The 19,516-nt window shown below is 33.6% G+C and carries 22 protein-coding genes; 13 read left to right on the forward strand and 9 right to left on the reverse strand.

The features are described 5' to 3' along the window. Nucleotides 1–1,317: 1,317 nt before the first annotated feature. Nucleotides 1,318–1,668, reverse strand: coding sequence for a 50S ribosomal protein L19 (rplS, locus tag ACHRWY_RS07455; RefSeq protein ID WP_055098496.1), 351 nt, complete (start codon nucleotides 1,666–1,668; stop codon nucleotides 1,318–1,320). 242 nt (nucleotides 1,669–1,910) lie between these two features. After that, nucleotides 1,911–2,591 (reverse strand): tRNA (guanosine(37)-N1)-methyltransferase TrmD, encoded by a 681-nt coding sequence (gene trmD / locus ACHRWY_RS07460; protein WP_072956684.1) that lies wholly within the window; start codon nucleotides 2,589–2,591, stop codon nucleotides 1,911–1,913. Between the two features lie 285 nt (nucleotides 2,592–2,876). Between trmD and ACHRWY_RS07465 the strand changes: the two genes are divergently transcribed. From ACHRWY_RS07465 to ACHRWY_RS07510, 10 genes are all read left to right on the forward strand, one after another. After that, entirely contained in the window at nucleotides 2,877–3,209 is a 333-nt protein-coding gene (locus tag ACHRWY_RS07465) for a hypothetical protein (protein WP_395353634.1), read from the forward strand. Nucleotides 3,210–3,325: 116 nt separating this feature from the next. Next, on the forward strand, nucleotides 3,326–3,781 hold the full coding sequence (locus ACHRWY_RS07470; protein ID WP_395353635.1) for a nuclear transport factor 2 family protein: 456 nt from the start codon (nucleotides 3,326–3,328) through the stop codon (nucleotides 3,779–3,781). Between the two features lie 590 nt (nucleotides 3,782–4,371). Beyond that, nucleotides 4,372–4,833, forward strand: a complete 462-nt coding sequence (tnpA, locus tag ACHRWY_RS07475; protein ID WP_395353636.1) for an IS200/IS605 family transposase — start codon at nucleotides 4,372–4,374, stop codon at nucleotides 4,831–4,833. A gap of 31 nt (nucleotides 4,834–4,864) precedes the next feature. Beyond that, complete coding sequence (locus ACHRWY_RS07480; RefSeq protein WP_395353637.1) at nucleotides 4,865–5,761, forward strand: archaemetzincin; 897 nt, start codon at nucleotides 4,865–4,867, stop codon at nucleotides 5,759–5,761. A 2-nt stretch (nucleotides 5,762–5,763) separates the two neighbouring features. Then, entirely contained in the window at nucleotides 5,764–6,306 is a 543-nt protein-coding gene (locus ACHRWY_RS07485; RefSeq protein WP_395353638.1) for an NADPH-dependent FMN reductase, read from the forward strand. A 22-nt stretch (nucleotides 6,307–6,328) separates the two neighbouring features. Beyond that, the gene (locus ACHRWY_RS07490) at nucleotides 6,329–7,201 is read left to right on the forward strand and encodes a sugar phosphate isomerase/epimerase family protein (protein ID WP_395353639.1); all 873 of its coding nucleotides are present in this window, start codon (nucleotides 6,329–6,331) and stop codon (nucleotides 7,199–7,201) included. Between the two features lie 51 nt (nucleotides 7,202–7,252). Next, complete coding sequence (locus ACHRWY_RS07495) at nucleotides 7,253–7,603, forward strand: cupin domain-containing protein (protein ID WP_395353640.1); 351 nt, start codon at nucleotides 7,253–7,255, stop codon at nucleotides 7,601–7,603. Between the two features lie 142 nt (nucleotides 7,604–7,745). Beyond that, the gene (locus ACHRWY_RS07500; protein ID WP_395353641.1) at nucleotides 7,746–8,876 is read left to right on the forward strand and encodes an MFS transporter; all 1,131 of its coding nucleotides are present in this window, start codon (nucleotides 7,746–7,748) and stop codon (nucleotides 8,874–8,876) included. A 60-nt stretch (nucleotides 8,877–8,936) separates the two neighbouring features. After that, complete coding sequence (locus ACHRWY_RS07505; RefSeq protein WP_395353642.1) at nucleotides 8,937–9,869, forward strand: peptidylprolyl isomerase; 933 nt, start codon at nucleotides 8,937–8,939, stop codon at nucleotides 9,867–9,869. A 97-nt stretch (nucleotides 9,870–9,966) separates the two neighbouring features. Continuing rightward, the gene (locus tag ACHRWY_RS07510) at nucleotides 9,967–10,287 is read left to right on the forward strand and encodes a cytochrome c (protein ID WP_395353643.1); all 321 of its coding nucleotides are present in this window, start codon (nucleotides 9,967–9,969) and stop codon (nucleotides 10,285–10,287) included. Nucleotides 10,288–10,402: 115 nt separating this feature from the next. Here the strand turns inward: ACHRWY_RS07510 and ACHRWY_RS07515 are convergent, their stop codons facing one another. The 3 genes from ACHRWY_RS07515 to ACHRWY_RS07525 form a co-directional block, all read right to left on the reverse strand. Next, the gene (locus tag ACHRWY_RS07515; RefSeq protein WP_395353644.1) at nucleotides 10,403–10,798 is read right to left on the reverse strand and encodes a GreA/GreB family elongation factor; all 396 of its coding nucleotides are present in this window, start codon (nucleotides 10,796–10,798) and stop codon (nucleotides 10,403–10,405) included. A gap of 421 nt (nucleotides 10,799–11,219) precedes the next feature. After that, the gene (locus ACHRWY_RS07520) at nucleotides 11,220–11,774 is read right to left on the reverse strand and encodes a thioredoxin family protein (protein WP_395353645.1); all 555 of its coding nucleotides are present in this window, start codon (nucleotides 11,772–11,774) and stop codon (nucleotides 11,220–11,222) included. 117 nt (nucleotides 11,775–11,891) lie between these two features. Then, nucleotides 11,892–12,785 (reverse strand): alpha/beta fold hydrolase, encoded by an 894-nt coding sequence (locus tag ACHRWY_RS07525; protein WP_395353646.1) that lies wholly within the window; start codon nucleotides 12,783–12,785, stop codon nucleotides 11,892–11,894. Between the two features lie 135 nt (nucleotides 12,786–12,920). Between ACHRWY_RS07525 and ACHRWY_RS07530 the strand changes: the two genes are divergently transcribed. Next, nucleotides 12,921–13,256 carry a tRNA-binding protein gene (locus ACHRWY_RS07530; RefSeq protein WP_395353647.1) on the forward strand — a complete coding sequence of 112 codons (336 nt, stop codon included), beginning with the start codon at nucleotides 12,921–12,923 and terminating at the stop codon, nucleotides 13,254–13,256. A 2-nt stretch (nucleotides 13,257–13,258) separates the two neighbouring features. On the opposite strand, the gene ACHRWY_RS07535 is transcribed toward ACHRWY_RS07530, so the two are convergent. The 4 genes from ACHRWY_RS07535 to ACHRWY_RS07550 form a co-directional block, all read right to left on the reverse strand. Further along, nucleotides 13,259–13,819: an RBBP9/YdeN family alpha/beta hydrolase gene (locus ACHRWY_RS07535; RefSeq protein WP_395353648.1), complete on the reverse strand. Its 561-nt coding sequence runs from the start codon at nucleotides 13,817–13,819 to the stop codon at nucleotides 13,259–13,261. A gap of 21 nt (nucleotides 13,820–13,840) precedes the next feature. Next, the gene (locus ACHRWY_RS07540; protein ID WP_395353649.1) at nucleotides 13,841–14,665 is read right to left on the reverse strand and encodes an alpha/beta hydrolase; all 825 of its coding nucleotides are present in this window, start codon (nucleotides 14,663–14,665) and stop codon (nucleotides 13,841–13,843) included. A gap of 128 nt (nucleotides 14,666–14,793) precedes the next feature. Next, nucleotides 14,794–15,162 (reverse strand): PUR family DNA/RNA-binding protein, encoded by a 369-nt coding sequence (locus ACHRWY_RS07545; RefSeq protein WP_029268690.1) that lies wholly within the window; start codon nucleotides 15,160–15,162, stop codon nucleotides 14,794–14,796. Between the two features lie 68 nt (nucleotides 15,163–15,230). Beyond that, a complete protein-coding gene (locus ACHRWY_RS07550) occupies nucleotides 15,231–17,009 on the reverse strand; it encodes an ABC transporter ATP-binding protein (RefSeq protein ID WP_395353650.1) in 1,779 nt (592 codons plus the stop codon). Nucleotides 17,010–17,212: 203 nt separating this feature from the next. On the opposite strand from ACHRWY_RS07550, the gene ACHRWY_RS07555 reads away from it, so the two are divergent. Next, on the forward strand, nucleotides 17,213–18,319 hold the full coding sequence (locus tag ACHRWY_RS07555) for a Glu/Leu/Phe/Val dehydrogenase (protein ID WP_395353651.1): 1,107 nt from the start codon (nucleotides 17,213–17,215) through the stop codon (nucleotides 18,317–18,319). Between the two features lie 242 nt (nucleotides 18,320–18,561). Next, nucleotides 18,562–19,473: a transcription antitermination factor NusB gene (gene nusB, locus ACHRWY_RS07560; RefSeq protein WP_395353652.1), complete on the forward strand. Its 912-nt coding sequence runs from the start codon at nucleotides 18,562–18,564 to the stop codon at nucleotides 19,471–19,473. Nucleotides 19,474–19,516: the final 43 nt, after the last annotated feature.

The raw sequence follows: 19,516 nt of genomic DNA on the forward strand, positions 1-19,516 counted from the left end.
CAGCGTCTAATTTTGACGCGGATAAAACAGATTTACTTCGTAAAAACGCGGATAAAAACGGATTTGATTTGCAATTATATTATTCATGGCAATTAAGATTTGAAAGTCTACAATTTGTGCCGTTAGGCACTAAATATCGGTAGTTAATAGGAATCGGAATAGATCCAGCGTGCCGTAGGTACGTAATAGTTATGATTTTGTTGCGTACCTACGGCACGCCAACGTATTTCTAATCTATATTAACTACCGATATTTAGTGCCTAACGGCACATTTCTATAAATTACGTAACATTTTAATCAAGAAAGTAATTAGAAAACCCGTTTTTATCAGCGTTTTCGCTTTAGCTCCCGAAGTCTCGGGACAGTAAAATCAGCGTCTAATTTTGACGCGGATAAAACAGATTTACTTCGTAAAAACGCGGATAAAAACGGATTTGATTTGCAATTATATTATTCATGGCAATTAAGATTTGAAAGTCTACAATTTGTGCCGTTAGGTACTAAATATTGGTAGATAATATAAATCGGAATAAATCTAGCGTGCCGTAGGTACGCAATAGTTATGATTTTGTTGCGTACCTACGGCACGCCAACGTATTTCTAATCTATATTAACTACCGATATTTAGTGCCTAACGGCACATTTCTATAAAATTACGTAACAGTTTAATCAAGAAAGTAATTAGAAAACCCGTTTTTATCAGCGTTTTCGCTTTAGCTCCCGAAGTCTCGGGACCGTAAAATCAGCGTCTAATTTTGACGCGGATAAAACAGATTTACTTCGTAAAAACGCGGATAAAAACGGATTTGATCTGCAATAATTTTATTCATGGCAATTAAGATTTGAAAGTCTGCAATTTGTGCCGTTAGGCACTAAATATTGGTTGATAATATACATTAGAAATATGTGGGCGTGCCGTAGGTACGCAACAAAATCGTAACTATTGCGTACCTACGGCACGCTGGATTTATTCCGATTTATATTATTTACCAATATTTAGTGCCTAATGGCACATTTCAACTCTTGGTTCGCATTATTTTAATTATCAAAACTAAAAGCTTTTATGAAAATGATTGCCCTAGCCCCGATAGAAGTGGAAATCCTTTTGTGCAGGGGTTCGGCACAAAAGATTGAAACGGATAGCGGGATTAGCTCCTGAAAAAGATTTTGTATTATTATAGAAATCGAATGACAAAACCTTTAAAAAACCTGTTGGGTTTGGCGTAAACTAAATTCAGGATATTTTAAAAATCAGGCACAAAAAAAACTCGTTTCAAATAAATGAAACGAGTTTTTTTATAACAAAGAGATAAATGATTATCTTCTTTTATCTTTAATCTTAGCTTTTTTACCAGTAAGTTCTCTGAAGTAGAAAATTCTAGCTCTACGTACAGCTCCTTTTTTGTTGATTTCAATTTTCTGTAAAGCTGGTAAGTTTACCGGGAAGATACGCTCAACTCCAATAGCTCCAGACATTTTACGAATAGTAAAAGTTTCTGTGTTACCAGAACCTCTTCTTTGAATAACAACTCCTTTAAAAAACTGAGTTCTTGTTTTTTCACCCTCTTTAATTTCGTAGTAAACTGTGATAGTATCTCCAGCTCCGAAAACAGGGAAATCTTTTTTAGCAACTAATTCGGTTTGAACGAATTTCATTAAATCTGCCATGATATCTTGTAATTATGGTTTTTTATATAGAGCAACATTCACGGATCTCGCCAGAGGTTAGTCTAATTCGGGTGCAAATGTAGAAAATAATTATGAATTATAAATTGTAAATTATAAATTATTTTAAGTATCTGATAAAAAGTTATTTACAGTGTTTTTTTTGTTTCAGGTTTCAAGTTTCAGGTTGGATTGCGCAAAGTTGGAACTTAAAACAAAAACAACCTGAAACCTGAAACTAATTTTTAATGTCCTTCCAGTAAATCCGGTCGTCTGTTCTTCGTATGCTCATACGCCATATCTTCGCGCCATTTGTCTATTTTGGCGAAATGTCCGCTGGTTAAAACCTCAGGGACTTTCCATCCTTTATAATCTGCAGGTCTCGTATATATAGGCCCTGAAAGTAAATTATCCTGAAAACTATCCGTCAGGGCAGATGTTTCATCACTCAAAACACCTGGAATAAGTCGGATTAAAGCATCAGATAAAACCAAAGCGCCTAATTCTCCGCCGGATAAAACATAATCACCAATCGAAATTTCTTTCGTAATAAAATGATCACGAACACGCTGATCGACTCCTTTATAATGTCCGCATAAAATGATAATGTTTTCATACATCGACATCGTATTGGCCATTTTTTGATTCAATGTTTCTCCATCAGGCGACATATAAATGATTTCGTCGTATTCACGTTCGCTTTTCAGGTGCGTAATACAAGCATCAATAGGCTGCACAGTCATGACCATTCCGGCGCCTCCTCCAAATGGGTAGTCATCTACACTTTTTTGTTTGTTCGTAGTATAATCCCGTAAATTATGAAAATGTACTTCGACCAAACCTTTGTCTATGGCACGTTTCATAATCGAAGCCTCAAACGGACTTCTTAATAATTCAGGCAAAATCGTAATAATGTCAATTCGCATTTTTTATCTTCAATAGTTCTAAGCGCAAAGATACAAAGTAAATATTTGGAAAATTTAAAGATTTAATGACTGGGATATTTTTTAAATCAGAGATACATCATGATCGTGATCAGGTAGGATTAATTTAGAATTAGAAAACAATTTTGTTCTTAACAATTTGTTAAACAATTGAATAAGTAGGAATTATGTAATTGTTAAAAGTTTTTATGTAAATTTATAAAGCTGATTTTAAATTAATATTACTGTATAATATTACAAAAATAAATAATTTTTAAATTGACTGTTATGATAAAAAATATACTGTTGCTAATTTTGGTTCTTGTTTTGAATTCTTGTGCTACCACTCAAAGTTCAAGTGACAAATGGATTGGTCAGTCTAAAAAAAGTCTGATAAAAAGTTGGGGCCCACCTATACGTACCTTAGACAATTCTGATAAAGGAGAAATACTTATCTATGGAGAACAAGTTTATACGAATGCTAATAATAATGAAGGTTCGAGAATAGCGGGGCCAAATCATTGGAACTATATTTATATTTATACCCATGAAGACGGGAGAATCTATTCTTATAAAACAGATACACAAAACCGTACTCCTCAGGAAATTGCTGTAAAATAACTTGTTGCATGAGTTTTTTTGTCGGGAAATTTTAGAGAACAGCACTGTAATTCTAATCATTTTATTATATTTAAATCTTTTATGCATTGATTTATAGTAATTTAAAATGAAAAATCATGAAAAAGACATTCGCACTTGTTGTAGCTTTTCTAATTATTTCCTGTAACAATCACAATCAGTCAAAATCCAGGAATGCAATAAATAATGAGAAAATAGTAAAACAATATTTTGAGTATTTCAACAAACATGACTGGAAAAAGATGTCGGAAATGTATACCCAAACAGCCGATTTTAAAGATCCTTCTTTAGGGAAAGGCATCGTAATTCAAACACGTAAAGAGATTGAAGATAAATATGCGGAACTGAATAAAACTTTTCCTGATTTACACGATAAAATTATCCAAACCTATCCTTCTGGCGAAAAGCATATTATTGTAGAGTTTGTTTCTACGGGAACGGCACCCGATAACTCAAAATTCGAATTGCCTATTTGTACCATTTTCACCATTGAGAATGGATTGATTACCAAAGATTTTACCTATTTCGATAATTTTGAGGAAGAAGAGAAATAGATCAACGTGCTGTAATATGTGTTGTCCCTACGGGACAAATTTTGTTTGATACCTTTTTTTTTTTGCTACCGGGATTTTGTTCCTAACGGAACATTTTTTTTATTTTTTTCTGATGAAAGCACAATTGTTAACATGATCAATTATGGTATTACGGTAGAATTTATATTTTAGGTAGTCCCTATGGGACAAATTCTGTTTGATCCTTTTTTTTTTGCTACCAAGATTTTGTTCCTAACGGAACATTTTTTTTGATGTTTTCTGATGAAAGTACAATTGTTAACATGATCAATTATGGTATTACGGTAGAATTTATATCTTGGTAGTCCCTATGGGACAAATTCTGTTTGATCCTTTTTTTTTTTGTTACCGGGATTTTGTTCCTAACGGAACATTTTTTTTTGACTTTAACAAAAAAACAAAAAAGTAATCTTATTCTTTCTTTTTTAAGTGATATATTTGTTGTAGATAATATTAATATAAGATGATTATAGTAATTCATGATATTATTTAGAATATTCCGTTAGGAATTATATGTTGGTAGAAAAAAAAATAATTACAAATTAAAATTGTCCCGTAGGGACTACATATTTATGGCAAATACATATACTCAAATACATATTCATTTTGTGTTTGCGGTAAAATTTAGACAAGCTATTATAAATAAAGAGTGGAAAGAAGAGCTTTATAAATATATAGCAGGAATAATCAAAAATAATAATCACAAACTTTTAGCCATAAATGGTGTATCAGACCATGTTCATATTTTAATCGGAATCAGGCCTGCACAATCTATTTCTGAATTAATGAAAAATATTAAGCAAGATTCTTCAAAGTGGATTAATAAAAGTAACTTTTTAAACTTTCATTTTGAATGGCAAGAAGGTTATGGTGCATTTTCATATAGTAAATCTCAGCTCGCTTCAGTAATTAATTATATTGAGAATCAAGAACTACATCATAAAAAGAAAACTTTTAGAGAGGAATATATTAACTTCCTTGAAAAATTTGAAATAGATTATGAAGAAAAGTTTATTTTTAAGGAATTAATTTAAAGTGATTTTTTAAATACGTACCGAAAAATAAATGAAAATAATAATTATCTTCCTGCTTACCATATTTTGTTCTTGTAATAAAGAAAAAGCGAAAGAAACTCCAAAAGAAATCCCTAAAGAAGCGCCGTATTTTCAGCAAATCAAAAGTAATGACGTTAAACTGGGTGAACCTGTTTATGGAGATTGGCTGTTTTCGCATAAAGAAAAAGGACAAACTTTCGAACAATACTTTAGGTCTAAACATATCATCCCGACAAAAGACTCGAATGTTATTTATATAAGGCCTATTGGAAGTTTTAATGCTTTACAAAAGAAACAAATCGAATTACTAAATGAGTACTTATCAATTTTCTTTCAGTTAGAAACAAAGACGCTGGAATCTGTTTCTAATAATATAGTTCCTGCTTCTGCAAGACGAATTGGAAATGAAGGGAATGAACAGCTTTTAGCAGGATATCTTTTAGACAGTGTTTTAAAAAAAGAAAAACCTTTGAACAGAATTGCCCTGATGGGACTTTCAGAATTGGACTTGTTCCCTCAGCCGTCATGGAATTATGTTTTTGGTTTGGCTTCCTATCAAAATAAAGTTGGCGTAAGTTCGATTTATAGATTCCAGGATAACAAGCTGACTTCTGAAAATTTTAATCTGTGTTTATCCAGAATACTCAAAACAAGTTCTCATGAAATTGGGCATATGTTTGGTTTGCATCATTGTACTACTGCAGATTGTGTAATGAATGGAACCAATAGTTTATCTGAAACAGATAAAAGTTCTATAAGATTATGTGCTGTTTGCCAAAGGAAATTGAATTCATGTATACAATATGATAATAAAAAGAGACTGACAGCTTTAGAAAAATACTTTGAAAGAAATAATTTAACCGACGGATTAGACTTAATGAAAAAGGATATCGTCGTTATTCAATGAAAATGCAAGTTAAAACAATAAAAATCTTAGCCATAACAGGAAGTACAAGAAAAAATTCCAGTAATTTTAAAATTTTGAAATTTATTTCGGAACATATAAAAACCGAATTTGAGGTTGAAATTTTCGAAGGTCTGGATGAAATTCCACATTTTAATCCGGATTTAGACAATGAAAAGCCTCCGGAAAAGGTAAAAGATTTCAGGGATAGGATTATCGAATCAGATGGTATTATAATTTGTACGCCTGAATATGTTTTTAGTTTACCCGGAAGTTTAAAAAATGCTTTAGAATGGTGCGTTTCGACTACTATTTTTTCAAATAAAACGACAGGTTTAATAACCGCTTCGGCTTCGGGAGAAATGGCGCATGACCAGCTTTCATTAATTATGAAAACACTCGAAGCTAAATTCGACGAAGATATTCAGCTTTTAATACAGGGCATTCGCGGAAAGATTAATGAAGAAGGAAAAATTGTAAACGAAGAAACGGCAATTGCGCTTCAGCAATTTATAGGTCATTTTGAAAATCAATTCTTAGTAACTTAAATCTCACTTTTGAAAATAAAAAATGATCACCAGAAGAAATTTTATAATCAACAGCACTTTGGCCACGACAGCAGTTTTGGCTTTACCATCATTAGCATTTACCATGAGTAAAAAAGAAATAGGTTTACAATTGTACACTTTAAGAGAAGAACTTCCGAAAGATGTACAATCAACTTTAGAAAAAATTGCAGCTGCCGGATTTACAACTGTTGAAACATACGGTTTTTCGATAAAAGATCAGTTTTGGGGATTATCTCCGGTTGAACTGAAAGAAATACTGGATGCAAATGGACTTAAGGCGATTAGCGGTCATTACAACTCCGGTAGCTTTTTGTATGACGGAAATACAGCAGAATTACTTGCGGCAATCGAAGCAGCAAAGGTGCTCAAAAGCGAGTTTTTTACGATTCCCTGGGTAGATGAGCCTTTTAGAAAAAGTATTCAGGATTATAAAAAGATTGCTGCGCGATTAAATGAAGCTGCTAAAATGTGTCAAAAAGCGGGCTTAAAATTAGCGTATCACAATCATGATTTTGAATTTAAGAAACACGATGGAATTACAGGTTACGAAATTCTGTTAAATGAAACAGATAAAGATTTGGTTTATTTTGAATTAGATCTTTATTGGGTGGTTCGCTCAGGGAATGATCCGTTAAAATTATTTGCAGCAAATCCCGGACGTTTTAAATTGTGGCATGTTAAGGACATGGATAAAGCGAATCCGGCTTTGAACACAGAAATTGGTTCAGGTTCAATTGACTTTAAAACTATCTTTAAGAAGGCTGAGCAATCCGGAATGAAACACTTTTTTGTAGAGCAGGAAAATAATTATAATCCCGGCTTTTTTGAATCTGTTAAAAAGAGTTGTGATTTTATTTCTAAAAACCTGATCTAAAATAAAGCGATCTAAAAGTAGTATTTTTGTAAAAATTCAAAAAAAAGAAATATGCAAAGTTTTGGAACAAGCAAAGAATTTATAAAAGGAGATGAAGTAGAGTGGGAAATAGTAGGTGAAGGAATCAAACGTAAAATACTGGCTTTTGATGATAGGGTGATGTTGGTCAACGTTTATTTTGAAAAAGGCGGAATTGGTGTTTTGCATGAACATTATCATACACAGGTTACTTATGTTTCCAGCGGTAAATTTGATGTAACGATTAACGGAGTAACTCAAACCTTAAAAGAAGGCGATAGTTTTTATATTCCGCCTCACGCAATTCACGGAGTGGTTTGTTTAGAAAGCGGACTTTTAACGGATGTTTTTAGCCCCATTCGCGAAGATTTTATGAAATCGTAAGATTTTAAAAGCCAGTATAATTGTTACGAGAAAGGCCTGAATTGCCCGTAAATTTGAAAAAATTATACTTTTTTTAAAGTTTTCATACGAATTAGAATAGTATTTTTGCAAAATGAATTTATCCAAAACGAATGTCTTATTTATGGCAGCTTGCACTGGACTTATAGTTGCAAATCTGTATTACTGCCAGCCCCTGATTGTTTTAATTGCCAACGAATTTAAAATTCCTGAAGCCAATGCAGGAACAATAACATATTTAACTCAGGCCGGTTATGCGATTGGATTGTTTTTTATGGTTCCGTTAGGCGATAAAATAGAGCGAAAAAAGCAAATTTTAATGACCACTTTTGCCTCCGTAATTGCTTTAATTCTTGCAGCCACGGCCAAAAGTTTCTTTCTTTTACAAATTGCTTCTTTATTGATCGGAATCACTTCAATCGTTCCGCAGCTTATTTTGCCCCTGGCGGCTTCATTAAGTGCGCCGGAACAACGAGGAAAAGTCGTTGGGACCATAATGAGCGGATTGCTTGTGGGGATTTTACTTTCCAGAACTTTAAGCGGATTTATAGGTCAGGTTTTAGGCTGGAGATCGATGTTTTATATCGCTGCAGGAATTTGTTTATTGATCTTTTTTGTGATTCAGAATAAATTCCCGGTCAATAAACCACAGTTTCAGGGAACTTACGGGCAGTTAATCCAATCTCTTTTTACACTTATAAAAACACAACCTGTTTTGCGTGAAGCGACCATTATTAATGTGTTTAGTTTTGCACAATTTGGGGCTTTTTGGGTGACAATGGTTTTGTTGCTTTCCGGAGAACCATTTCATTACAGTAGTGCCACAATTGGTTTATTTGGAATTGTAGGTGCTTCAGGAGCTTTAGCAGCACCTTTAGTAGGTAAAATGGGGGACAAAGGAGGCTCGAGGGTAGCAGTTGGTTATGGCTGTTTATTAATCTTAATAAGCTTTTTGATTTTTTATTTTTCAATAGAAAGTGTTATCGGAATTGCCATTGGAATTGTCTTTATCGATATAGGAATTCAGGGCGTTCACATCTCCAATCAAACCCGGGTATATTCTTTGCTTCCGGAAGCCAGAAACAGGTTAAACACCGTATTTATGTCCTTTAGCTTTTTAGGGACAGCAGCCGGATCTGCTTATGGACTATTATTATGGAAATTAGGAGGATGGCATGCCGTGACTATAGGATGCGTTGGATTATCTGCATTATCATTAACAGTTTACGGGCTTACTTATAAGTCTAAAAAATAGAAAGCACAAATTGATATAAAATTAATTTGTAAATTTGCAATCAAATTAAAAATAACAACAATGGAAAACGGAATATACGCTAAATTCAACACTAGTAAAGGTTCGATTTTAGTAAAACTTACACATGATTTAACACCGGGAACCGTAGGGAATTTTGTAGCTCTTGCAGAAGGAAATATGGAAAATAAAGTAAAACCTCAAGGACAAAAATTCTATGACGGATTAACATTTCACAGGGTTATTCCTGATTTTATGATTCAGGGTGGATGTCCAAAAGGAACAGGAACTGGTGATCCGGGTTATAAATTTGATGATGAATTTCACCCAAGTTTAAAACACGATCGTCCGGGAGTTTTAGCGATGGCCAATTCAGGACCTGCAAGTAATGGTTCTCAATTTTACATTACTCATGTACCAACTTCATGGTTAGACGGAAAACATACTGTTTTTGGTCATGTGATCGAAGGTCAGGATGTAGTTGATGCTGTTGCTCAGGGTGATGCTTTGCAAAGCGTTGAGATTTTAAGAGTTGGAGAAGAAGCTGAAAAGTTTAATGCTATTGAAGCTTTTGTTGGTTTAAAAGGCGCACGTCTAAAAAGAGATGCAGCATTAAAAGCTGAATCTGAAGCAAAAATGGAGCAATTAGCTGCAGGTTTTGATAAAACAGATAGTGGTTTACGTTATAAAATGATTCAAAAAGGAGATGGTAAAAAGGCAGAAGCTGGTAAAACAGTTGCAGTGCACTACGAAGGATCTTTAGAAAACGGAAAAGTTTTTGATTCTTCTTACCCACGTAAAAAACCAATCGAATTTAGATTAGGCCAGGGACAGGTTATCGAAGGATGGGACGAAGGTATCGCTTTATTGCAAGTAGGTGACAAAGCTCGTTTTGTAATTCCGTCTGACTTAGCTTATGGAGCTTCAGGTGCTGGAGGAGTTATTCCGCCACACGCAACTTTGATTTTTGATGTTGAATTGATGGAAGTAAAATAATAAGATTTAATACAATTTAAAGTTGTTTTAAATAAGAATCCCATTCGCTTGCCGAATGGGATTTTTTTTATATTTACTTAAAAAATAGACCAAAACAATGAAATTAAGAATCTTAACTATAGCTGCTATAGCGTTACTTTTGGGGGCATGTGGCACTCAGAAAACGGCATCGGTTGCTACAACAGAACCGGCCGCTCCTACAACAACGGAAATTGTAAAAACGACAGTATTAACACCAGAACTGGCTGAAGGTAAAAACCTGTACGAAAACAGTTGTGCAAGATGTCATAAACTATATGAGGCAAAGAAATTTACTCAGGAAGAGTGGAAACCTATTTTGACAAGGATGCAGAAAAAAGCGAAGTTAGATGATACCCAAATGGCTTCAATATCAAATTATATAACTTCTCAATTGTAAAATTTTACAATGGTAAAAATTTAGGAACTATTCATTACACTTTGTATTGGATAGTTTTTTTGTTTAAAAAATAGTACAAAAAAAACACCGTCACGAGTGAGGTGTTTAAAAAAAATTAAGAGTTGTTTTCAGACGTGTTGCTAACGGCAACGATTTTTAAAGTCTTTATTCCTGCCGGCAATTCCCAATCTACTTCGTCATTCTCTTTAAAGCCAATAATGGCAACACTTAAAGGAGCCAGAATTGAAATTTTACTTTGTTTTACATCAGCAAATGAAGGAAGAACGATCTGAATTTTCATTTGTTTATTCGCTTTTACATCTTCGATAGTAACATAAGAATTGATCTTTACAATAGAATTGTCAAATTCGCTTTCTTTACTAATGATAGCGCGATCTAATTCTTGTGAAAGCTGACCGGCTTCTTTTGCGTTTGTTGAATTTTTACTTTTTAATATCAATTCTCTTAAGAATTCATAATCTGTTTTACAGAAAGTGGGTATTGGTTTCATAACTATGTTTTATTTTATTATTAATTTATTTGAATGTGAATATTTGTATGTGTTTTGTTTTCAGGCAGAAAAAGCATAATCCTTATTTCTAATTGCATAGTAGCAAGTCGAAATTTTAGATAATACCTGTTTTGGAAATTTTTTGATTGAAAAAACCAGAAAATTACTTGAGAGAATTTACTCTTTCAAATAAAATAAAGGATTAAATCCGGGTAAAAATCCTCCGCCTGAAAGAAGAAATTGAAATAGACGGAGGCCTAATTAATAAAGGCCTTACTATGTGAAATAAATACAGCAGTAAGCGGCTTTCTCGTGAGAGAAAACAACAACATAAAAACTGTAAATATATTTATAGTGCTCACAATGAGAGTAATTAATTGATTTGCAAAGATAGGGAAACTTTTTTAAATGATTCAATAGTTTATTTCCATTTAATATTACAGCCCAGACTTGGCTTTTGAGGCTCCTTTAAACTTCTGTTATAAATAAGCGCGTCAATAGCGCTTCGAAGATCACTTCCGCTTAGCGGAATTCCGTTTCCAGGTCGTGAATCATCTAGCTGGCCACGATAAAATAATCGGTCCTGGGCATCAAATAAATAAAAATCAGGAGTACAGGCAGCGTCATAAGCTTTAGCCACTTCCTGGCTTTCGTCGAATAGATAAGGAAAATCTATTTTGTTTTCAAAAGCAAATTCAGTCATTAATTCCGGAGCATCCTGTGGATATTTTTCGACATCATTGCTTGAAATAGCCATAACACCAATTCCCTGCACACGATAATCATTGGCAATCATAACGACCTCTTTAATAACATGAAGTACAAACGGGCAATGATTGCAAATAAAAACAACCAATGTTCCTTTTGATCCTTTTAAATCTGCAAAAGAATAGTCATTATTTGAATTGGTATCTTTTAATTTAAATTGAGGAGCAATAGTTCCAAGGGGGATCATATTTGAAGGGGTTCGTGCCATTTTACAGAGAATTATTTATTCAAAAATACCTTTAAAATTCTGTAAAAAAAAGAGCACAAGAATAAAAATGCCCAAAGAAGTTTTATAAAACTTTTTTTGGGCATTTTTCTGAGGATTTTATGAATTTAAAAAATGCAGTAAATCTTTATTTAATTTGTCTTTATCGGTGTAAAATAATCCGTGTGGTGCACCTTCGTACACAATATAAGTATTTTCGCGGATTGCTTCCGCCGCTTTTTTTGAAGTAAGTTCAATAGGGACTATTTTATCATCGTCACCATGAATTATTAAAGTGGGAACTTTTATAAAATCCAATTCTTCTCTAAAATCGGTATAAGAAAAAGATTCGGCACATTTTAAAGTAGCACGGGGAGAAGCAAAAGAGCACAATGTTCTGTAATATTCTAAAAGGGGTGTGCTTAAGGGTTTGTTGATAATATTGATACCAAAGAATGTTTTGCCAAAATTATCTACAAAACCTATGCGGTCTTCTTTTATAGCAGCTGCAGTTGCTTCACTTTTTTCTTTTGGGTGTCCATCGGGATTGTCACTGGTTTGTAATAAAAATGGCACTACAGATGAGATTAACGCAGCTTTTGTAACGCCTTTTCCGCCATAACGGCTAAAATAGCGTACTACTTCGCCTCCGCCCATTGAAAAACCTACCAGAGTGGCATCTTCTAAATGTAGCTGATCTATAATTTCTTTTAAATCATCAGTTAAAGTATCATAATCATATCCGTCATAAGGCTGAGATGATTTGCCAAAACCTCTTCGGTCATAAGCAATTACCCTGTAATTGTTTTGTACCAGGAAATCGATTTGGTATTCCCACATTTCATTAGAAAGTGGCCAGCCATGAATCAGGATTACAGGTTTTCCTTTTCCGTAATCTCTAACGTAGAGCTTTACATTTTTTGACGTTTTAATATATTTATCTGTATTTTGTTCGTGCAGATTAAACTCAAAATCTCTCAAAGTCTGATCGGCATTAAGGATAGTATTTTCCATTTTATGTATTTTTTAGTGTTAGCACAATAACTTGATCTGTAAATTTAGAAGCAGAACTAAAAAAAACGGTTATAGAATTAGCGGTAATTAATTACAAAATTAATAGGTTTGTAAAAGAACATAGATGAAAAAGAAATGGATTTAACCTGGAATGAATTTGAAAGGACCGATATTCGTGTCGGAACTATAATTGAAATAAACGATTTTCCCGAAGCCAGAAAACCGGCCTATCAGCTTACAATTGATTTTGGTGCAGAAATTGGCATCCGAAAATCATCGGCACAAATTACCAAACGCTATCAAAAAGAAGATTTAGTGAACCGCCAAATTGTAGCAGTAGTCAATTTCCCAAGAAAACAAATCGGGAAATTTATGAGCGAATGCCTGGTACTTGGTGCAGTAGGAGAAGAGGGAGATGTTATTTTATTAGCCCCGGATTTTAAAATAGAAAACGGATTACGAATTGGTTAATTTCAATCATTTTTATTTGCCTTGATGTTTCTAATTAATTGCTGTAAAATCAACTGACCTTCTTCCCAATATTTTAGATCGGAATCAGAGTTGATATGTCCTTGCTGCCCCACATTCACAAAATCACTTCCCCATTTTTCGGCAAAATACTGTTTTCTTTCAAAAGTAGCATAGGGATCATTTTCGCTTGCCACTACTATGGATGGAAATGATAATTGGTAAAGAGGCATTGGCGAAAAGTTTCGGATAGATTCTGGTGTATGCTGAGGTGAATCTACGTCGGCAGGAGCTACTAATAAAGCACCAATGATATTTGGGTTGTTATTGATTTGTGCCCAGTGCAAAACTAATGAAACGGCTAAACTGTGCGCAACTAAAATAGTTGGGCGATCTAGTTTAGAAACTTCTTCGTTTAAGCGTTCAATCCATTCTTCGCGAACAGGTTCATCCCAATTGTCCTGAACCAGACGAATAGAGTTTTTAAATTTTTTATGCCAAAAGGTTTGCCAGTGTTTATCTCCGGAATTTCCAAGTCCGGGCAAAATTAAGAGTTGAGTTTCCATTGCCGTGGATGTATTTAAAGGTTATTTTTTGTTTGCTTTTATAATTCGATTTACTTCATTTACCAATAACGGAAAACCCGGTTCCGTCATTCCGTGACCGTATCCGTCTAATTCAAAAAGCTTAGTTTGTTTGTGTCCGGCTAATTTCATCATTCGGGCCATATAAGCGTTTTCTTCATAGCGGCCCAGCATCTCTAATTCGCGATCTCCTGTAATTAGTAAAAGTGGCGGAGCATCTGCACGAACATGAAAAAGTGGCGCAAAGGCATCGATTGTAGGTTGTGTATCAGGGATTCCGTTTTCTTTTCTAATTTCAAAATGAGTAATGCATTGTCCGCTAAACGGAATAAGTCCGGCAATTTTATTGGCATCTATGTTTTCTTTTTGAAGCCATTTTTTATCCAGTCCAATCATCAGGCCTAAATATCCTCCGGCAGAATGACCTGAAACAAAAATCAGCGAATTGTCTCCACCATAATTTGAAATATTATTAAAAGCCCAGGCTACTGCGGCGGCGGCATCTTCAATGGCTTTTGCAGCTTTTACTTTTGGAGCCAATCTGTAATTTACGCCAATTATGGCAAAACCTTTATTTTTCAAGGCTTCAGGGATCTCTTTGTTTCCGCCTGTTAATCCTCCGCCATGAAACCAAACGATTGTTGCGAAATTTTTAGTGTTCTTTGGATAATAAATGTCCAGAACGCAACGTTCATTGATATAAGAATCGGATTTGTTGGTTGCTGAATTGTAGTATTGAATGTTGGATTTAGTTTCGTAATCTATTTTTTGCGCAAAAGATAAATTTCCAATAAAGATGAAACTAAGTAAAAGAATTATTTTTTTCATTTTTAAATACTTGAATTGAAGGTAGCGTGTTTCGAATAATCGACTAAAGTACTAGAATTTAAATATATAAAAAAAGTCCAAAATGCAGGACAAATTGGACTCGTACTTTTTTAAAAAGTTATATAGGACTAAATATCGTCAAAATCAATATCAGTAAAGCTGGATCTTTGTCCTTCAGGTTTATCGGAACCGTATTCTTTTTTAAAATCTTTTTGATGTCTTTCAGAGATTACTTCTTCGCCTTTGTGGTTCAAAACGTATGAAGTCATTTCTTCCAGTATTTCGGCAAAAGCACTAAAATCTTCTTTGTACAAGTAAATTTTGTGTTTTTTAAAATGAAAAGAACCATCTTCTTCAGTAAATTTTTTACTTTCGGTAATCGTGATATAATAATCGTCAGCCTTAGTAGCTCTTACATCAAAGAAATAAGTTCTTCTTCCTGCTCGTAATACTTTAGAAAAAATCTCTTCTTTTTCTAACATGTCATTTTCTCTCATAATACGTTCTATCATTTTTGGAATTAATAGTACTCAAAAATCATAAAAAATTATCTATTACGCAACATTTAAAGTAATTCTTTTTCCGAAAGTTGTTTTAAATATAAAGATGAATAATAGCCCTCCTGATTTATTAATTGATTATGAGAGCCTTGTTGGATGATTTTACCGTCTTCCAAAATGATTATTTTGTCGGCATTTTTTGCCGATGAAACCCGATGACTTACTATTATTGTAGTTTTATCTTTACAAATTTCAAATAAATTATTTAAAATTGTTTCTTCGGTTTCGGTATCTACGGCAGACAAACAATCATCAAAAAGTAAAATTGCCGGATTTTTAATAATGGCACGCGCAATAGATACACGCTGCTTTTGTCCGCCGGAAAGTGTAATACCCCTTTCTCCTAAAATAGTATCGTATTGCTTGTTAAAAGCGATGATGTTATCGTGAACTACGGCATTTTTAGCCGCTTCGGTCACTTCTTCATCTGTGGCGTGCTGATTGCCAAATTTGATGTTGTTTTTAATAGTGTCCGAAAATAAAAAGGCGTCCTGGGGCACAATTCCAATATTATTTCTAAGATCGTTTAGGTTTAACGTGCTTATTTCGTTTTGATCAATTGTGATTCTTCCCTCTGTAGCATCATATAAACGGGAAATTAAAGATAAAATGGTTGATTTTCCCGAGCCTGTTTTTCCTAAAATGGCTAATGTCTCTCCTTTTTTTACAGTAAAAGTTACATTTTTTAAGGCTTCGATGTTGGTGTCTTCATAGGTATAGCTCACATTTTCAAAAGCAATAGAACCCTGAATATCGGATGAATTTGGATTGTTGTTTTTAATTTCAGGCTGAAGTTTTAAAAACTCGTTCAGGCGTTTTTGAGAAGCTTCTGCTTCCTGAACCATCGACGAAACCCATCCTAATGAGGCAACAGGCCAGGTTAACATATTAACGTATAAGATGAATTCGGCGATGGTACCAATGTTTGCAATCGTTCCGTTAATGTACATCACACCGCCAAAATAAATTACCACCAAATTACTGATTCCGATTAAGGCAATCATCAAAGGACCAAAAAGCGACTGAACTTTGGCCAGGTCCAGGCTCTTTTTTTTGCTTTCATCGGCAAGAGCCACCATATTATTCTGATGTTGATTTTCTAATGAATAGGCTTTTATAACGCGTATTCCTGAAAATATCTCCTGTGAAAAACTGGAAACTTTTGATAAATATTGCTGAAAAGTAGTGCTTCGTTTGTTGATTTCAGAACTCAGTTTAAATATACAATAAGAAAGAATAGGTAGTGGTAAAATGGTATATAAAGTCAATAATGGCGAAACATTATACATATATATAATAACGATAGCAAACCGAATAAAAGTATTGATTGTGTACATGACAGCCGGGCCCACATACATACGAACTTTTGAAACATCTTCGCTAATACGGTTCATTAAATCTCCGGTACGGTTTTGCTTGTAAAAGTTCTGGGAAAGGTTTTCATATTGTTTAAAAACCTCATTTTTCAAATCAAATTCAATGTGGCGGGACATTACGATCAAAGTCTGGCGCATTAAAAAGGTTAAAAAACCCGCTACAATTGTAGTGGCTATGATTAGCAATACGTTATGAATTAAATCCTGGCGATAAGAGTCGACTACCACCTGCGAAGTTTGTTGAATTTCAGGGAGCTTATCAAACCTTTCAATCGCATTTAAAGACTTACTAATGAGCTTTGGAGTGAATAAAGAGAAAATTTGTGCGATTATGGTGATTAAAATACCCAGCGAAAAACTGTATTTATATTTGATGAAATATTTGTTTAAATAGCTTAATTCTTTCATTTTTTTAAGAAATTCAGTATTGAAATGATTTAATTTTGTGAATTATTCTTAATTAAAAGTATAATAAATTGCAATTTAATCAAAACAATTATATTGTAAAATTGTTATTATAAAGATAAAAAATTAGCACAAGTGTATTTTTTATATAAATTTGAGAAGTCTTTTTGACAAATTCATAATTTTAACTAATAAATACTATCGCTATGGACGCAACTTTCGCAACTGGAAAGGAACTTCAAAAAATGGATCCTGTTTTTGGTCAATTATCTTTTGACGATCACGAACAAATTGTATTTTGCAATGACAAAGATACAGGTTTAAAAGCAATTATTGGTATTCATAATTCGGTTATGGGCCCAGCTTTAGGAGGAACCAGAATGTGGAATTACAACACTGAATGGGAGGCATTAAACGATGTTTTGCGTCTTTCAAGAGGTATGACATATAAATCTGCGATCACAGGATTGAATATCGGTGGAGGTAAAGCAGTAATTATTGGTGATGCAAAAACGCAAAAAACACCTGAATTAATGCGTAAGTTTGGAGAATTCGTACATTCTTTAGGCGGAAGATATATTACAGCTGAAGATGTTGGGATGGAAACAAAAGACATGGACACTGTCAGAGATGTAACGCCTTATGTTACAGGTATTTCTGAAGAAAGAGGTGGTTCCGGAAATCCTTCTCCTATTACTGCATACGGTGTTTATCTGGGTATGAAAGCTGCTGCAAAAAGCCAGTTTGGTACAGATGTTTTAGACGGTAAAAAAGTTTTAGTTCAGGGAATCGGACACGTTGGTGAAGCTTTGGTAGAATATTTAACTAAAGAAGGTGCAGTTGTAACAATTGCCGATATCAATGAAGAAAAATTATATGAAGTAGCTCAAAAATACAATGCAACAATATTTACAGGAGATGATTTATACGCAGCTGATGTAGATATTTATGCACCATGTGCAATGGGTGCTACTATTAATAACGATACCGTAAACAAAATCAAAGCTAAAGTTATTGCTGGTGCTGCCAACAATCAGTTAGCTGACGAAAATATTCACGGAGCAAGATTACAGGAAAGAGGTATTTTATATGCACCTGATTTCTTAATCAACGCTGGTGGAATTATCAATGTTTATGCTGAATTAGAGCATTATGGTAAAGCTGAAATCATGTCTAAAACAGAAAATATCTATAATACTACTTTAGAAATTATTGATTATGCTGTTAAAAACGGAATGACAACGCACAAAGCGGCACTTACAATTGCTCAAAATCGTATTGATTTGAGAAAAATCGAAAACGCTAAAAAATAATTTTTTATAGTCTCATATATTTAGTCTCAGCCTTAGTTACAGTTTTCAGGTACGTCTTGAAACTGTAACGGAGAACTGGGACTTTTTTTATGCAATTTCCGGATCACTAAAAACGGCATCTAAATAAGGAGACTTTTTTGCCAATTAAATTTTAATATAAGGATTGAAATCCTTAATTTTGCAGACTAATTTTTAAATGTTCTTACAAGGTGGTAAATAGAAGACACATACGCGTTAAAGTAATGCAATCCATTTATGCAATGCATCAAAGCGGTTCTGATAATCTGGAAAAAGAAGAGAAGTTTCTTTTTTATAGTATTGATAATATTCAGGACTTATATCTTATAATGCTTTCTTCATTAATTGAAATTTGCAAAAAAGAATCTGTTTTTTTACATCTATCAAGCAAAAAACATCTTGCAACTGCAGCAGAACGTAACCCAAACGAAAAATTTATCAAAAATAAAATTTTTCAGCTCCTTGCCGAAAGCAATTCTTTAAGTATCGCTTTAGAAAATCGCAAAATCAACAATTGGTCTTTAAACGACGATTATATCATTTTACTTTTAAATGATATTAAAGCAAGCGACTTGTATGCAAAATACATGAGCACTACTACGAATACTTTTGAAGAAGACAGACAATTTGTAATTGATTTGTTTGCTGATGTAATTGTACCAAATGAAAAATTATACGAGTATCTTGAAGATGATAAATTGACGTGGGTTGATGATATTCCGGTAGTAAATACACATATCATTAAACAACTAAAAGCCATCAAAACAGAAGATCCGGATGATTTTAGAGTGCCAAAATTGTATAAAGATGTAGAAGATAAAGATTTTGCCAAAGACTTGTTCAGAAGAACTGTTTTGAACGAAACTATTTTTGCAAAAGAATACGATGATAAAACGCCAAATTGGGACAGTGAAAGAATTGCTGAAATTGATACGATTATCTTAAAAATGGCAATTTGCGAATTTTTAAAATTTCCTTCAATACCAGTAAAAGTAACTCTTAACGAATATTTAGAAATTGCCAAAGAATATTCTACGCCAAAAAGCAGTATTTTTATCAACGGAATTTTAGATAATCTGGTTAAAGAACTTACCGCTAATAAAAAAATGATTAAAGTAGGCAGAGGTTTGATGTAATTGGGGTAAAATACAATTTTTTAAGATCAAGATTCCACTTTCG

The organism is Flavobacterium sp. FlaQc-48 (genome assembly GCF_044007335.1).
Taxonomy (GTDB): Bacteria; Bacteroidota; Bacteroidia; order Flavobacteriales; family Flavobacteriaceae; genus Flavobacterium.

Coding starts and splice junctions, on each gene's coding strand:
- rplS (WP_055098496.1), bottom strand. CDS start 1,668: ATGGCAGATTTAATGAAATTCGTTCAAACCGAATTAGTTGCTAAAAAA.
- trmD (WP_072956684.1), bottom strand. CDS start 2,591: ATGCGAATTGACATTATTACGATTTTGCCTGAATTATTAAGAAGTCCG.
- ACHRWY_RS07465 (WP_395353634.1), top strand. CDS start 2,877: ATGATAAAAAATATACTGTTGCTAATTTTGGTTCTTGTTTTGAATTCT.
- ACHRWY_RS07470 (WP_395353635.1), top strand. CDS start 3,326: ATGAAAAAGACATTCGCACTTGTTGTAGCTTTTCTAATTATTTCCTGT.
- tnpA (WP_395353636.1), top strand. CDS start 4,372: ATGGCAAATACATATACTCAAATACATATTCATTTTGTGTTTGCGGTA.
- ACHRWY_RS07480 (WP_395353637.1), top strand. CDS start 4,865: ATGAAAATAATAATTATCTTCCTGCTTACCATATTTTGTTCTTGTAAT.
- ACHRWY_RS07485 (WP_395353638.1), top strand. CDS start 5,764: ATGCAAGTTAAAACAATAAAAATCTTAGCCATAACAGGAAGTACAAGA.
- ACHRWY_RS07490 (WP_395353639.1), top strand. CDS start 6,329: ATGATCACCAGAAGAAATTTTATAATCAACAGCACTTTGGCCACGACA.
- ACHRWY_RS07495 (WP_395353640.1), top strand. CDS start 7,253: ATGCAAAGTTTTGGAACAAGCAAAGAATTTATAAAAGGAGATGAAGTA.
- ACHRWY_RS07500 (WP_395353641.1), top strand. CDS start 7,746: ATGGCAGCTTGCACTGGACTTATAGTTGCAAATCTGTATTACTGCCAG.
- ACHRWY_RS07505 (WP_395353642.1), top strand. CDS start 8,937: ATGGAAAACGGAATATACGCTAAATTCAACACTAGTAAAGGTTCGATT.
- ACHRWY_RS07510 (WP_395353643.1), top strand. CDS start 9,967: ATGAAATTAAGAATCTTAACTATAGCTGCTATAGCGTTACTTTTGGGG.
- ACHRWY_RS07515 (WP_395353644.1), bottom strand. CDS start 10,798: ATGAAACCAATACCCACTTTCTGTAAAACAGATTATGAATTCTTAAGA.
- ACHRWY_RS07520 (WP_395353645.1), bottom strand. CDS start 11,774: ATGGCACGAACCCCTTCAAATATGATCCCCCTTGGAACTATTGCTCCT.
- ACHRWY_RS07525 (WP_395353646.1), bottom strand. CDS start 12,785: ATGGAAAATACTATCCTTAATGCCGATCAGACTTTGAGAGATTTTGAG.
- ACHRWY_RS07530 (WP_395353647.1), top strand. CDS start 12,921: ATGGATTTAACCTGGAATGAATTTGAAAGGACCGATATTCGTGTCGGA.
- ACHRWY_RS07535 (WP_395353648.1), bottom strand. CDS start 13,819: ATGGAAACTCAACTCTTAATTTTGCCCGGACTTGGAAATTCCGGAGAT.
- ACHRWY_RS07540 (WP_395353649.1), bottom strand. CDS start 14,665: ATGAAAAAAATAATTCTTTTACTTAGTTTCATCTTTATTGGAAATTTA.
- ACHRWY_RS07545 (WP_029268690.1), bottom strand. CDS start 15,162: ATGAGAGAAAATGACATGTTAGAAAAAGAAGAGATTTTTTCTAAAGTA.
- ACHRWY_RS07550 (WP_395353650.1), bottom strand. CDS start 17,009: ATGAAAGAATTAAGCTATTTAAACAAATATTTCATCAAATATAAATAC.
- ACHRWY_RS07555 (WP_395353651.1), top strand. CDS start 17,213: ATGGACGCAACTTTCGCAACTGGAAAGGAACTTCAAAAAATGGATCCT.
- nusB (WP_395353652.1), top strand. CDS start 18,562: ATGCAATCCATTTATGCAATGCATCAAAGCGGTTCTGATAATCTGGAA.